The organism is Roseobacter fucihabitans (assembly GCF_014337925.2).
In the GTDB taxonomy this organism is placed as follows: Bacteria; Pseudomonadota; Alphaproteobacteria; order Rhodobacterales; family Rhodobacteraceae; genus Roseobacter; species Roseobacter fucihabitans.
Genome location: NZ_CP143423.1, coordinates 555,251 through 568,821, shown reverse-complemented (window position 1 = coordinate 568,821; position 13,571 = coordinate 555,251). Strand labels below are relative to the sequence as shown.

12 protein-coding genes, 1 tRNA gene, 2 pseudogenes and 1 riboswitch are annotated in these 13,571 nt (G+C 54.4%); of the genes and pseudogenes, 3 read left to right on the top strand and 12 right to left on the bottom strand.

The window, feature by feature from the left end:
- Positions 1-17 precede the first annotated feature (17 nt).
- The 4 genes and pseudogenes from ROLI_RS02815 to ROLI_RS02800 form a co-directional block, all read right to left on the bottom strand.
- Positions 18-717, bottom strand: a pseudogene (locus ROLI_RS02815) (IS3 family transposase); the annotation flags it as partial.
- Between the two features lie 451 nt (positions 718-1,168).
- On the bottom strand, positions 1,169-1,639 hold the full coding sequence (locus tag ROLI_RS02810) for a hypothetical protein (RefSeq protein WP_187429157.1): 471 nt from the start codon (positions 1,637-1,639) through the stop codon (positions 1,169-1,171).
- Positions 1,640-1,674: 35 nt separating this feature from the next.
- Entirely contained in the window at positions 1,675-2,442 is a 768-nt protein-coding gene (locus ROLI_RS02805; protein WP_222869422.1) for a hypothetical protein, read from the bottom strand.
- Between the two features lie 340 nt (positions 2,443-2,782).
- A tRNA-Lys gene (locus tag ROLI_RS02800) sits at positions 2,783-2,858 on the bottom strand.
- Between the two features lie 106 nt (positions 2,859-2,964).
- On the opposite strand from ROLI_RS02800, the gene dapF reads away from it, so the two are divergent.
- Both dapF and mtaB read left to right on the top strand, forming a co-directional pair.
- Positions 2,965-3,798: a diaminopimelate epimerase gene (dapF, locus tag ROLI_RS02795; protein ID WP_187429155.1), complete on the top strand. Its 834-nt coding sequence runs from the start codon at positions 2,965-2,967 to the stop codon at positions 3,796-3,798.
- Entirely contained in the window at positions 3,795-5,051 is a 1,257-nt protein-coding gene (gene mtaB / locus ROLI_RS02790; RefSeq protein ID WP_187429154.1) for a tRNA (N(6)-L-threonylcarbamoyladenosine(37)-C(2))-methylthiotransferase MtaB, read from the top strand. The genes dapF and mtaB overlap by 4 nt, the downstream gene beginning before the upstream one ends.
- An 81-nt stretch (positions 5,052-5,132) precedes the next feature.
- Here the strand turns inward: mtaB and istB are convergent.
- From istB to ROLI_RS23930, 3 genes and pseudogenes are all read right to left on the bottom strand, one after another.
- Positions 5,133-5,934, bottom strand: a pseudogene (gene istB / locus ROLI_RS02785) (IS21-like element helper ATPase IstB).
- 55 nt (positions 5,935-5,989) lie between these two features.
- Positions 5,990-7,015 (bottom strand): transposase, encoded by a 1,026-nt coding sequence (locus tag ROLI_RS02775; RefSeq protein WP_187429153.1) that lies wholly within the window; start codon positions 7,013-7,015, stop codon positions 5,990-5,992.
- 11 nt (positions 7,016-7,026) lie between these two features.
- A complete protein-coding gene (locus ROLI_RS23930; RefSeq protein WP_222869420.1) occupies positions 7,027-7,356 on the bottom strand; it encodes a hypothetical protein in 330 nt (109 codons plus the stop codon).
- Between the two features lie 413 nt (positions 7,357-7,769).
- On the opposite strand from ROLI_RS23930, the gene ROLI_RS02765 reads away from it, so the two are divergent.
- Positions 7,770-8,444, top strand: a complete 675-nt coding sequence (locus tag ROLI_RS02765) for a Crp/Fnr family transcriptional regulator (protein WP_187429169.1) — start codon at positions 7,770-7,772, stop codon at positions 8,442-8,444.
- 693 nt (positions 8,445-9,137) lie between these two features.
- On the opposite strand, the gene ROLI_RS02760 is transcribed toward ROLI_RS02765, so the two are convergent.
- The 5 genes from ROLI_RS02760 to ROLI_RS02740 form a co-directional block, all read right to left on the bottom strand.
- Entirely contained in the window at positions 9,138-9,926 is a 789-nt protein-coding gene (locus ROLI_RS02760; RefSeq protein WP_187429151.1) for a cytochrome c1, read from the bottom strand.
- 12 nt (positions 9,927-9,938) lie between these two features.
- Entirely contained in the window at positions 9,939-11,267 is a 1,329-nt protein-coding gene (locus ROLI_RS02755) for a cytochrome b N-terminal domain-containing protein (RefSeq protein WP_187429150.1), read from the bottom strand.
- Between the two features lie 12 nt (positions 11,268-11,279).
- Positions 11,280-11,840: a ubiquinol-cytochrome c reductase iron-sulfur subunit gene (gene petA, locus ROLI_RS02750; RefSeq protein ID WP_187429149.1), complete on the bottom strand. Its 561-nt coding sequence runs from the start codon at positions 11,838-11,840 to the stop codon at positions 11,280-11,282.
- Positions 11,841-12,040: 200 nt separating this feature from the next.
- Positions 12,041-12,652, bottom strand: coding sequence for a glutathione S-transferase (locus ROLI_RS02745; protein ID WP_187429148.1), 612 nt, complete (start codon positions 12,650-12,652; stop codon positions 12,041-12,043).
- 39 nt (positions 12,653-12,691) lie between these two features.
- On the bottom strand, positions 12,692-13,324 hold the full coding sequence (locus tag ROLI_RS02740) for an FMN-binding negative transcriptional regulator (protein ID WP_187429147.1): 633 nt from the start codon (positions 13,322-13,324) through the stop codon (positions 12,692-12,694).
- Between the two features lie 63 nt (positions 13,325-13,387).
- Positions 13,388-13,546, top strand: a riboswitch (FMN riboswitch).
- The last annotated feature ends 25 nt before the right edge of the window (positions 13,547-13,571 follow it).

Below are 13,571 nucleotides of genomic sequence, written 5' to 3'. Positions count from 1 at the left end.
GCAATCTGCCGAGAGGGGGCGGCATTATCATAGCAATTTCCTTTGCCGCTCATCGATACCTTGAAGCCATGCTGGCGCAGGACCTTCTGATAATCATGAGAACAATATTGGCTGCCGCGATCCGTGTGGTGCCCTCTCGGCAGATTACCTTGTAATCGCCTGTCGGGTAATAAATGCAGTCTTTCGGCGGTAACCGGAATGCAATCGCCATCTTCAGCGCCCTAATTGCCAGATCGCGCTTCATGCGATTACTGACGGCCCAACCAACGACGCGCCTTGAATGCAGGTCGAGGATGACAGCCAGGTACAACCAACCCTCTCGGGTCCAAACGTAGCTGATGTCACCAGCCCACTTCTGATTTGGCGCATCTGCGGTGAAGTCCCGATCCAGCAGGTTCGGCGCTATGTTGAACTTATGGTCGCTGTCCCCCTCTCAGCAGATTGCTGTGCAATCGCCTGCCGGGCAATGGTTGTGACCTTGTGTTTACGGGTCCTGACCACGGTTATTCCGTTCTGACGCATCAGACGACCAACACGACGATGGCCAACATTCAGACCGATCTCCTTCAGCTCTTCAGTCATGCGCGGTCGACCATAGCTGCCCGGGCTGAGACGGGACCGCTCCTTCCCTCTCATGTATTTTCAATACACTGCCGGGCAATGGATGTGCGCAAGCGTGACCAAGTCAGACCGCCGTCTTCGGCTGGCAGGACGGTTGGGTGGTAGGATTCGAACCTACGGTACACTGTGCCAAGAACCGTTACCTTACCAACTCAACTATCCACCGAGATTGTCTCCGCTTGCCCAAAGCGACGAGTCATCTCGATTTCAGTATCAAATTGGTGTGGAAAGTTGACCAAACAGGCAGATCAGCAAGCTTATGCTCCAAATCTGCACTCTTATGGTCTACTGACAGTGACTTAATCTCGAAAATGACCAAATGACCAAAGTTAGTGCCTAGAATGACCAAAAACATGACCCAAATGGTCAAACATCACGAGTCGTCACACTGTGTTAAAAGACAGCGCTTCGAGTAATTTCTGAGACCTTAAGTCGGTAATTTTATGAAGTATGGGAAATTCAAACGACAACTCCCCAGCAACTTTCGACACATAAAAGCACAATCTGACGCGCAGGCCACGTCTGTGACCTGCGCTAAGCCCAGTGCTTAATTGATTTGTGATTCAAGGTGATCTCGAAAGATGCCCAGAGAACTTCCTAGATGATCTGTCGCGAAATGAAATGCGGCGAAACCAATAAGCAAGAGAACGAACGCTGCGCAGAGCCCGAAGAAACCTGTGATGATGAGGATAATCTTGGTAGGTAAACTAGGCACCTTTTTTGTGAACGTTTCGGTTTCAATTTCAGTGGCGGTATTGATTTCATCCTCGACAGCATCGCCAGTGCCGTTTTGCTTCGTTTTCAATGCTTCAGCAAAAGCAGAACCGAGAACGCCACAAACGGCCAAGGCCGCGAACAGACATATCGTACCAATCACGAAGGCAACAACTGCAAGCATGACGAGGGAGAGTTCAGGGTAGTCGCGCGCCTCCAAAAGGAACTTGAAAGCAAAGGCCACGCCAGCGCTCAGCGCAGCGACACAGGCCAAGAGATACTTTACTATTGGATCGGGTTTCATTTACACCTCCATGAAAATTGTTTGGAGGCATAGGTTTAGCCTGTTGGGAGGCTCCATTCTATCTGCATTTTTGCAATCTCAGAAGGTAAGCCAGTACGTCGGTATACTCTGCTAAATTTTCGTGGCCAATCCAGAGCATGCAACTCCAGTTTTTCGATGTACAGCATCGCAGCTCGCGGTTGCATCCCGGCATTGCGGGCAAAAAGACCCAGAGGCAGGTACTCTCGCAAAAAACTATCGATAGCTTCTGAAGTGAAACGGATCATTTTTCTATGGTTCAAGGGGTTTTTTACTCCAAAACTCGCGATCATACCCTTACGGACAATTTGGGCGACGGTCGGGTCATTTATTCCAAGAATCTGCTTAAGATCAGCCTTTGAGCACCCAATAGCCGCTGCATCTGACATCCGCCCAAGGACTTCCTTTTTATTTAGATGTAGATCGTAGAGTGATAATGCATTTGGGCGGTGTCTAAGTTGGTTGAGTTCGCCGTCGAGTATCAGCGCGCACACGTGATCAAGACTATAGCCAAAAACTTGGCCTGCGCGCTTCAAAGACACCCATTCATCATTCAAACAGTCAGTTCCCTCACTGTCACGAAAGAGCTGCTGCTTGAAGCAAACAATCGCCTGTGGGTCGAAACGCATGATCGTTCCAGTTATGTGTGGGCAGATCGCAGTAAGTCTCGCTTTGACCAGCTGCATCAGCATTTCTGCAGGAATGCCTAACTTGATAGCTGCTTCCGATGGGGGCAGCGAACTTGAAAACCGCTCCATTTGAGGAATGATAGTTCCGGCTTTCATGATCAAACGCCCGTCTGCATGGGTACCGCCACCTATTGCTCGCATCATTTTGCGAGCTGTCGTCCTCGCCAGTCCGTAACGATCCGCGAGACTATGCGCGATTTCCTCGCTTTGTCTGCATCTTGTGTAGCAGTAGGATCCACCAACTGTAAATTAGGGATCGACTTCATTGTGTGGTGTTCAAATTTGGGTCAACTAAACTTTGCAGGTCTACCTGGATCACTTACCGATATAGGGTGAATTACCTGTCTTAGCTGCGAGTGACCGAGTTTTACGACAAAAGTGACCAGAATCCTACGAAAAGTGGTCAACTATCGTTATTAGTCACATGAAAAGAAAGTGGTGAGCCCGTCCGGGTTCGAACCGGAGACCTACTGATTAAAAGTCAGTTGCTCTACCAACTGAGCTACAGGCCCACTAAGCGCGTTACTTAGAAAGGTGGCGCAGCAGGGTCAAGCCCCTATTGGCCCTTTTTGCCTGGACCCACTGGATAGTTTTGCCGCATGGGCTTATATCGCCAAAATGAATGGTAAATCGACCGATAACTTAACTTTTTCCAAGATGCATGGGCTGGGCAATGACTTCGTTGTTCTGGATGCACGGGTGCGCGAAATCACTGTCACCCCGGCACTCGCGCAGGCGCTGGGGGACCGACACCGCGGGGTCGGCTTTGATCAACTCGCGCTCATCACGCAAGGGTCGGACATGCCGCATCTGACGTTCTATAATGCGGATGGTTCGCTGTCAGGGACTTGCGGGAATGCGACACGCTGTATTGCGCGCCAGATCATGCAGGAAACCGGTCAAAGCGCATTGTCCCTGTCTACCGAACGTGGTGTTCTGGAGGCCCGAGACGCGGGCGAGGGTTTGACGGCAGTCAACATGGGTCATCCTCAACTGGATTGGCGCGACATCCCTCTCAGTCAGGACATGGATACAACCGATCTCCCGATGGAAGGTCGCCCGGTCGCAACCGGTATGGGCAATCCGCATTGCACCTTCTTCATGGATGACGTGATGGCCATCGATCTGGAAATATTTGGTGCGCGGCATGAAAATCACCCGTTCTACCCTGAGCGCACAAACGTGCAAATCGCGCAGATCATCGGCCAGGATCATATCCGTATGCGTGTGTGGGAGCGCGGTGTAGGAACGACCTTGGCATCCGGATCGTCAAGCTGCGCCACGGCCGTTGCGGCCGCACGCCGGGGCCTGACAGGACGCGCCGTGAGGGTTGATCTGGACGGCGGTACATTGCATGTGGATTGGCGCGAGGACGGGGTGTGGATGACCGGTCCTACGACGCATGTTTTCGACGGTACGCTGAGCGCGGCATATTTGGCGGCGCTGGCATGAGCGCGCCCATCTTTTCCACCATGGGGTGTCGGTTGAACGCCTATGAAACCGAAGCCATGAAAGAGTTGGCAGAGCAGGCCGGACTCGAAAACGCCGTGATCGTCAATACCTGTGCGGTCACGCGCGAGGCGGTGCGCAAAGCCCGACAAGACATCCGGAAACTGCGCCGGGCACATCCCGATGCGCGTTTGATCGTGACGGGCTGTGCCGCGCAGACTGAACCTGAAACCTTTGCCGGTATGAGCGAAGTTGATGCCGTGATCGGCAATGTTGAAAAGATGCAGGGCAGCGTCTGGCAAGGGCTCGCTGCGGATTTCATCGGTGAAACGGAAACTGTGCAGGTCGATGACATCATGTCCGTGACCGAAACGGCGGGTCACCTGATCGATGGTTTTGGAACCCGTAGCCGCGCCTATGTGCAGGTCCAGAATGGGTGTGATCACCGATGCACGTTTTGCATCATCCCCTTTGGGCGTGGAAATTCACGCTCGGTCCCCGCAGGCGTTGTCGTGGATCAGATCAAGCGGCTTGTGGACAAGGGCTATAACGAGGTCGTGCTGACGGGGGTGGATCTCACAAGCTGGGGGGCCGATCTGCCCGCCACGCCGAAACTGGGTGATCTGGTCATGCGTATCCTAAAGTTGGTCCCGGATCTGGCGAGGCTGCGCATCAGTTCCATCGACAGTATCGAGGTTGACGATAACCTGATGCTGGCGATCGCCACGGAGCCCCGTTTGATGCCGCATCTTCATCTTTCCCTTCAGCATGGCGATGACATGATCCTCAAGCGGATGAAACGCCGCCATCTGCGGGACGATGCCATTTCATTTGCCCAGCACGCCCGCAAGTTGCGCCCCGAAATGACGTTTGGGGCGGATATCATTGCGGGTTTTCCGACCGAAACCGATGCGATGTTCCGGAACTCGCTGGATCTGGTGGCAGAATGTGACCTGACCTGGTTGCATGTGTTCCCCTATTCCGCGCGCCCCGGCACGCCTGCTGCGCGAATGCCCCCTGTTGATGGTAGAAATATCAAGGACCGTGCGCGGCAATTGAGAGAAGCAGGAGCGGGCCAGGTTTTGCGCCATCTTGAGCGACAAATTGGACGCAGCCACCGCGTTTTAATGGAAAGCCCGATAATGGGTCGAACAGAGCAATTCTGCGAAGTGCACTTTGATCGACCCCGACAAGAAGGTGATATTATTCTGACCGACATCAATGCTCACACAAAGAACGCTTTATTGGCGTACTGATCCCTGATTGGGCGTCCCCTACGTATTCCGACGTATCCGCCCAGCTTTGACGCGTTGCCTTGAGGCATTTGGTTTTAGGTATCAGTTTTTGGTTGTGGCGTCACCTGCTTGAGCATCTTGCTTTCGGAAGGATTGCCCGTCGAGTTCGAGGCGATAGGCATTGTGTACGAGCCGGTCGAGGATAGCGTCTGCGAAGGTAGGTTCGCCGATAACCTCGTGCCAGGTTGAAAGCGGCAACTGGCTGGTGATCAGTGTTGATCCATTTCCGTATCTGTCCTCGACAATCTCCATGAGATCACGCCGCTGGTTGGCGTCCAGTCGGTCTGGCCCCCAGCCATCAAGGATCAGCAGCTGGGTCTTCGTCAGCGCCTTAAAGATGCGCGGGAACCGACCGTCACCATGGGCCAGTTCCAACTCATCGAACAGGCGAGTCGTGCGTTTGTAGAGCACGGTGACACCCTCGCGACAGGCTGCTTGTGCAAGTGCGCAGGCCAGCCAGGTTTTGCCAACGCCGCAAGGGCCAGTGATCATCAAGTTACGCTTGTCCCTGATCCACTTGCCAGTCAGCAAATTTTGAAACAGCGATTTATCGAGGCCCCGCCGGGTCTTGTAATCCACGTCTTCGGGGGCAGCCCCGACATGGCGCAGATGCGCGGTGCGCATCCGGCTTTCAAATCGTTTGGTCTCGCGGCTGGTGGCTTCGCGGTCGATCAGCAAGCCCAGCCATTTATTACCCGATAGGCGATTTGCATAGCAAATCTGCCGTAAGGTCGGCGTGGGTCAGGTCGGCACTGCTGTCCTGTGTTAGCATCTCGGCAAAGGCTTCCGCCATACCGTCGAGCCTGAGCGTTTTGAGTTGGTCGAGTGTTGGGTGATCAAGCATAAATTTTCCTCTTCAATGAAAGTAACCTGCCCGTCCCGCCAAAGGCGGGCTATAATCATGGAGTGGCACACCTGTGGTGTGACGGATGTCGGGATGTGTGATCGCGGGCTGCATCAAGGCGGGCAGCCCCAAATGTTTTGGCCAGTCGTAGAACGCCCATACATGTCCTGTAGCCTTGTTCGGGATGACGGCGCTTGCGCATGACCATCTCCACAAAAGTCTCAACATTGGGTCCGATACGCGCGGCCTGTGTGCGGATGCGTTCCGGCGTCCAGTCGGTCTGATACCGATGATTGGCAGGCATGTGGTCGCGGATCGTGGAATGTTTGCAGTTGCCTGATATCCGCTGATGCGCTGCAACACGCTGACCTTTATGATAAATCTCGACGATGCGGGCTGTGATGCATGCCCAGAGCTCTTGGCGCAGGAGCTGATGGGGCACCGAGCAATAATGCCGCTCGATATCGACGTGGTAATCAAGACCGGCGCGGCACTTCTTCCATTCGGCGTAAACATATGGCTCACGAGGCAGCGGTTTCAGCGCGGGTTTGTCCAACGTCTCGAACAAAGCACGGCGGTTGGCACCAAAGGTCGCGACAAAGATCTGAGCCGTCCGCACTTCACCTGTCTGCGGGTCAACGACATCAACGGTGTGGCCTGCATAATCCACGAACAATCGCTCGCCCGCTGGATGACGCTGCCGCATCACTGGCGACAGTTTGCCCTCCCATCGGGTGTAGAGCTCACAATATCGGCTGTAACCGTAGCCCTCGGGGCGAACTTCTCGGTACTCTTCCCACAGCAGTAAAAGCGTCACGCCCTTACGTCGCAACTCCGCGTGCACGTAAGCCCAACCCGGCAATGGGATCAGGTCAGAACTGCCCACTGGACGCGGTGGAAACAACAACTGTTCCAGCTCGGCGTCAGTGAGCTCACTCGACAACGGCCAGCTCAAACCCACGTCTCGCGCGCGACTCAAATACTCGCGCAGGGTCGTGCGCCCGACGCCCAAGCTCGATGCAATCACCCGCGTCGACAAACCTCCATGTGACAGGCGCAACGCCTCTCGTATCTTCCGCATTGGCAATCTCTTCACTCGGCCATCTCCCGTTCAAAAAAGAACGGCAAAATAGCCTGCTTCAGATCACCTCGCAGCAGCACATCAAGGGGTGGGCGGATCACCCAGGAATGCGCCAGCGAAAAAACGCCATCTGAGCGGGGTTTGTACAGGGAAACGCTCCATTTTAACGCTCTGAGAGGTACGCAGGCACGTTGCCAACAGACATGAAGCGGTTGCGTGAGTTGGAAGATGAGAGATCGCGGCTGGAGAAGATCATTGCGGACTTGGAACTGGTTAAGGAAATGTGCCCGGTTGTTCTGAAGCGAGAGCTTTTTGGTCCCGCTGGATGTCTGAGCGCTCATTGCTTCATGGGCCTGAAAATACTGCCGAAAAGTTGGAGGCTCGGTCCCTTTCATCGCTACAGGCAGCGACTGCCGGGCAATGGTTGAGACTCCAACGAAGAACGCGCCGTCCCGACAGCACTGATGAAATCACCAGACGCATCCCGTCTGCCTGTGCGGTCAAAGTGCGGAAACCCTAATCCCGACCGGGGATACCTGGGCTGGCACAGCAAAAATGCGGAAACTCTATGTCAAAGTGAGGGATGTTTCTGGGCTCAGGTCATTGATAGAAAAAAACGTTAACGCGTCGTTGCTTTCTGTGACGGGACACGCCAGCTTGGCACCTGTGCTATGACGAGCAAGCTTGCCCCCAAAATCGCAGCGACGGTGCAGGCCATTGATGCGACATAGGGTCAGAACAGAAAGAAGTGATGATGGACACCGTAACACTGCCCAAAACCGGTTTTTTGGCGCATGCCTCAAAAGAACTGTCCGACCTCATGGCATCCGTGGCAACCGAGGTCAAACTCACTTCTGGGGAGACCCTCTTTGAACAAGGCGAGGATGGGGATACCCTTTATGCTATCATCACTGGCTCACTTGAATTCAGCGTGCTTTCACGTGAGGGGCGCAAACTTTCACTGGATGTTATGCGTCCTGGCGCTCTTTTTGGTGAAATCGCTCTTTTTGATCCTGGAACCCGAACCGCAACGGTGACCGCTTTGGAACCCACGCGGCTTCGAGGAGTCAGGAACGCGGATATGTTACGCGCCATTCGCGCCGCACCGGATGTGGGAATCGACATGATCCAATTGGCCGGTGAACGCATGCGTTGGATGAGCAGCCAGTTAAACGAACAGGTGTTTTTACCAATGCCCGCGCGGTTGGCCCGAAAAATTCTGTATTTGACGATAGATGGATCAAAGCAACTATCCACGTTGACATTGTCTCAGGCAGAACTTGCCGAGTTCGTGGGCGCAACCCGAGAGGCTGTATCGAAAACACTGGCGCTTTGGAAACGTGCAGGGGTTATCGAAGCGACGCGCGGTGGGGTCCGGGTCATCGACCGGGACGCTTTACAGGTCATGGCGGATTTACATCAGATTTGATGGTATCATGTGAACCGTGTCACAGACGCCGGTAATATTTTGCGCAATGTTGGGAACATTCAAGGACAAATCGTCCGATCCTGACATCTCCGGCATTTTCCGGGACACCACAGAAAGCGCAACGACATGGCAAGAGAAAGCCACCCCCAGACCGACACTCCGAAACCAAGCTCCAGCGGTTCGAAAGTCAAAGCGATCATCGCGTGGCTTTTGAAGGCTGAGCGTGAATTTCGCGCAGCCCAATCCCTGGTCAATGACACGAATAACCGGTTTTGAGGCAAGGCAGATGAAAAGCGTCCTCACCCTCAGATTACAATTCCGCTGTTACGTTGCAGAAGCCTCCCTGCGATCACCGGTGGGACCAGAGTTTCCTGCACGATCTTCTCTTTGTGTGATCCAGGTCACATACAGCGATTCTTTATTAACCTAATGTTAACCCATTACTGGTGACCGGTGGTGAGTGACGGTCTTGATTTTACAAGGCCTACGATCTGGTAAAGAAAATTTTTAATGCCGGGGTAGGAACAACTTCACGATGAAAGGCGCTTTTAGCGACGAATTAACCGTGTTTCTCTGAACCTCCCTAATTTTATCCTCCCCAGGGTCTGCTATTAGCCTTTGTGACTGAAGGTACAGACAGAAAGGCCCCCATGCTTATGCAGGGGGGCCTTTTTACTGTGGTGGATGAGCCGCTTAAACGGCGTCTTTTCCCTTGACCGGTGCCCAGAGCCGCTTGTTCGTGAGATAAAGCAAAACGGACAACAGAGTAAGAAACACAACCCCGACAAAACCAGCTTGTTTACGCGCCATCATCTTTGGTTCGGCAGTCCACATCAGGAAAGCGGAAACATCTTCGGAGATATGATGCAGGTCGTTCTCGTGTCCGTCTGCATAGTCGACATCTTCACCATAGAGCGGCGGTGCCATTGAAATCCAACCTCCGGGAAAAGCTGTGTTCGCGTAAAGCGTCACACCGGCTTCTTCCTTTTCTTCGCCAGTATAACCAGTCAGAAGCGACGCAATATACTCCGGCCCACCAATACCCTTGAAGAATTGATTGATACCCAGACCATAGGGGCCGTGAAATCCAGCGCGGGCCTTTGCCATCAGACTCAGGTCAGGTGCGTTTTCCAGACCCGATTCGGGAAAATTATCAGCTGGTCGCGCAGGACGAAAGTCATCTAACTCCCGGTCAAAAACTTCAAAGTTCTCCGCATATGCCCGGATCTGATCTTCCGGCATCGAAGGCCCGCCCTCTTCGGACAGGGAGCGAATCGGCACGAACTTCAAGCCGTGGCAGGCTGAGCAGATCTCAGTATAGACCTGCAGGCCGCGTTGCAGTTGGTTCTGGTCGTATTTGCCAAATGGGCCTTCGAAGGAGAAGTCGAAATCCTCGATGTGCGTGTCATAGGAACCCGCTGCCAGACCCGCCGTGGCCAGCCCGAAAGCCGCCACAGCACTAAGTGTAAGTGTTCTGAACATGACTCTTATCCTTTATTCAGCAGGTGTGGCGTTGGTAGATTTTGGATGAAGAGACGTGAAATCATCTTCGATGGTTTCCGGCGCAGCTATCGGTTTTTCGATAACGCCGAGAAGCGGTAGGACCACCAAGAAGTACGCAAACCAATAGGTCGACGCGATCAACGAGATCGTATTGTAGGGTTCCTCCGCTGGGCGCGCTCCGACCCACATCAATACGAAGAAATCGACGACCAGAAGGGCAAACCACCATTTGAACATCGGGCGATAACGCCCCGAACGCACCGACGATGTGTCCAGCCATGGCGCCAGCGCCATTACGACGATTGCACCAAACATCGCAAGAACACCGAAGAACTTCGCATCGATAATGCCACCGGTCACAAATGACGCAATTTGCACCACCCAGACCTCATCCGTGAAAGCGCGCAAAATGGCGTAAAATGGTAAGAAGTACCACTCAGGCACGATGTGCGACGGTGTCACAAGCGCGTTTGCTTCGACGTAGTTATCCGGGTGTCCGAGGTAGTTTGGCATAAACCCGACAATTGCAAAGAACACGGCAAGGATGACCGCCAGCGCGAACAGGTCTTTGATCACGAAATAGGGCCAGAAGGGCAAGGTATCTTTGTTTGCTTCTTCCTTCGACGTGCGGCGCACTTCAACGCCAGTAGGGTTGTTGTTCCCAGTCGTGTGGAATGCCCATATGTGCACGACCGCAAGGGCCAGGATAACGAATGGCAGCAGATAATGCAGCGAGAAGAACCGGTTCAACGTCGCGTTGTCGACCGCTGGGCCGCCCTGCAGCCAGGTCAAAAGAGTGTCTCCGATGAATGGAATCGCGCCGAACAGACCCGTGATCACGGTGGCTCCCCAGAAGGACATCTGCCCCCAAGGCAAGACGTACCCCATGAAGGCAGTCCCCATCATCATGAGGTAAATAAGCATCCCGATGATCCAAGTGATCTCACGCGGTGCCTTATAGGAGCCGTAATAGAGCCCTCGAAAGATATGCGCATAAACCGCAACGAAGAACAGTGACGCGCCGTTTTGGTGAATGTAGCGCAGCATATAGCCGCCATTCACGTTACGCATGATATGCTCGACGGAAGCGAAAGCGTGATCGACATGTGGTGTGTAGTGCATTGCGAGTACAATGCCGGTGACGATTTGTAAGATCAGTACAAATGTCAGCACGATCCCCCAAATCCACATCCAATTGAGATTTTTGGGTGTCGGGATCATCAATGTGTCATACATCAGACCGACGACCGGCAGGCGTCTGTGAAGCCACTTTTCGCCGTTCGATTTCGGTTCGTAATGGTCGTGAGGAATTCCAGCCATCAGGTTTCTCCCTTAACCGAGTTTGATCGTGGACTCGTCCACGAATTCTGCTGTTGGTACAGGCAAGTTGCGAGGCGCAGGGCCTCTGCGGATACGCCCGGACGTGTCATAATGCGACCCGTGGCAGGGGCAAAACCAGCCACCAAAATCGCCAGCATCACCCAAAGGCACGCAGCCCAGATGCGTACAAACACCCATCATGACCAACCATTCGCCAGTATCATCCAACGCGCGATTCTCGTCGGATGCATCAGCATCTGCGGCGATATTGGCATTCTCAGCGTTCTGATCGGGCAGATCGCTCAGTTCAACCTCACGTGCTGCCGAAATCTCCTCTTCGGTGCGGCGACGGATGAAGACTGGTTTGCCCAACCATTTCACTGTCAATTGCGTTCCGGGCAGAACCTCGCTGATATCCACCCGAATGGATGAAAGCGCGCGTACATCCGCGGAAGGGTTCATTTGATTGACCAGCGGCCAGACGGCAGCGCCGGTCACGATGACCCCTGCGCCGCCGGTTGCGTAATAAAGGAAATCCCTCCGGGTGCCTTCGTTGTCTTCTGCGTGGGACACGGGTTTACTCCATTTCCAGGGCCGGTTTTCGGCAAAATATATGTCACGGCCGCAAAAATCGCAGCCAATCATCTTCGGGTATGTAGCGCCGTGCCGCCGTGCAGTCCAGTGAACAAACACGCGCAAACCGTCGCAGGCACCCCCATACTCATTGTTTTCTATGCACTTCGTACGTGTAAAAAGTTAACTCCCACAATTTTTTATCCAACTGGCGGCTTTGTCGCACCCATCGACGGACGCGAATCAAATTCCGCATGCCATTTGGCCAGCGTTTCATTGCCCGCGCGCCAATTGCGCGCGTCATGACGCAGATCAACATAGGACAACGCACAAGCAACCGAAATATGACCCATATCAACGGGTCCGGACAGATGGCTGATCCAGCGCGCATTCAACACCGATACCGCGCGTTCAATTTTCGCCCATTGCGCGTCCAGCCAGGGCTCGGACTGCTTCTCTACCGGGCGCAGCCGCGTTTCATAGGCCATCGATACCGCGCAATCCATGATCCCGTCACCGGTCGCCTCCAGCGTCAGGCTTTCCCAACGCGTTGTGCCCGTCGGATACATCTTGCCCCCGTAAAGATCGTTCAGAAAAGCGGTGATTACCCGGCTGTCATAAAGCGTGGTGCCATTGTCACGCACCAAAGCAGGCAGTTTCGCCAAAGGGTTGATCGCCACCAGACCGGGATCGGAGGCAAAAGCGGTTGTGCTCACTGCGACCTGCTCGACGTCATCGGCTTTTTCAAGCTCATGCAGTAAAACCACCACCTTGCGCACAAAGGGAGAGGCGGGAGAGTGAAAAAGCTTCATCGGTTTTTCCTTTTGCGATTCGGTTTGACCCTAGCAGAGCTATTTGCCCTGTCTATTGGCACCCCGCATCAGGGCCGCCAAGACGGCAAGATCGCTGCCCTGCCCAAAGGCCTCGACATGATCTGCCGCGCGCAGGCGGACGTCATCCGGTTTGTTCTGGTTCAGCTTCCAGGTTCCATCGACGCCGGTGACGGCCATACGGCACGGCACAATCGCGCGCATCATCTTTTCCATGACACCCGGTGACATTTTCGGGGTGGTCCAGGGCTCCTTGGGCAGCAGGCGGTCTTCGAAAAACGCGCTCTGGCGATCCAGCAGGGCGTGCAATTCCTCCTGCGGGCGCAATTCCAACGTGCCGGTGACATGCACGGCGACATAATTCCACGTCGGCACCTGATCGATCACGCCGTACCAATCGGGCGACACATAGCTGTCCGGCCCAGACACCGCGATCCGCGCAGGCAGCGCGCCCTCCTTCAACGCCCGCGCAATCGGATTGGAACGCAAAAGATGCAGCCAGAGGGTCCCCCCCTCCTCATCCAGCAAAAACGGGATATGCGACAGCCACGGCGCAGCCGCACCGCTCACCGCCAACACTCCAAATGCGCGATCGCGCGCATAGGCGTGGTTGGTGGCGTCTTCCTGGGTGTGGAAAACCGGGTTGGGATGCATCGCTTTGGCCTCGGATTATGTCGCATTTCCTCTTGCAGGCTTTGGCATGCCTTGGCAAGCTGGACCTATTCTCAGGGCGGGGTGCAATTCCCCACCGGCGGTATGGGGGCAATGACCTTCGAGCCCGCGAGCGCATGGGGTTTCCGACGGATGCCCGATGGTCCAGCAGATCTGGTGAGATGCCAGAGCCGACGGTCATAGTCCGGATGAAAGAGAATGCGGAGGCACGCGGGTTTTGGCCCGTGCG